The organism is Streptacidiphilus sp. ASG 303 (assembly GCF_020991365.1).
Taxonomy (GTDB): Bacteria; Actinomycetota; Actinomycetes; order Streptomycetales; family Streptomycetaceae; genus Peterkaempfera.
On sequence record NZ_JAJLRA010000090.1, the window covers coordinates 1 to 730 of the forward strand.

A 730-nucleotide genomic window follows, 5' to 3' on the forward strand; every position below is an offset into this window, starting at 1 on the left:
ACCTGCCACTCGCTCGCGCCGTCCATCCGGGCGGCCTCCAGGAGTTCGCGGGGGACGGCGGTGAGCCCGGCGGCGATGAGGACCATGGCGAAGCCGGCCCACATCCAGATGTAGGCGGCGATGATGGCGGGGGTGACCAGCGAGGGTCCCAGCCAGGAGACACCGCGGTAGGGGGCGGTGAAGTTGGAGGCGGGCAGCCGCAGGCGGGCGCCGGCGGCGGCGCCGGGGAGGGTGAAGGTGCCGTCCTTGGCGGAGGTGGCGCGGGCGACGACCCTGCCGTCCCTGACGGCCTCGACGCGGACGCCGGAGAGGGCCTTCTCGCCGGGGTCGACCTGTCCGGGCCTGCCGCCGCCGCCCGGCTTGAAGTCGAGCCAGACGGTGCCGGTGACCGCGCCGGGGGCGGGGGCCGCGGCCTTCGCCGGGGCCTGGGAGGCGACCGAGGCGGGCGGCAGCCCCACCAGCGGCAGGGCTGCGGCCGAACCGGGGGCCGCCGCGGAACGGGTGGTGAACGCGCCGCCGGCGGAGGGGGCGAGGTCGCCGTTCACCCGGGGCCGGGCGCCGGGGTAGGCGGAGGCCCTGGCGAAGGTGTCGTGGACGCCGACGACGACGGCGTTGGCGACGCCCTTCTCCGGCTGCTGGTCGTAGACGAGGCGGAAGATGATGCCGGCGGCCAGCATGGAGACCGCCATCGGCATGAAGACCACCAGCTTGAAGGCGGTGCCCCAGCGGA

At 76.2% G+C, this 730-nt stretch carries 1 protein-coding gene; it reads right to left on the reverse strand.

Annotation, left to right across the window (positions count from 1 at the left end):
* A partial coding sequence (locus tag LO771_RS30030) for a carbohydrate ABC transporter permease (RefSeq protein WP_230748328.1) occupies window positions 1-730 on the reverse strand: 730 nt, incomplete at both ends.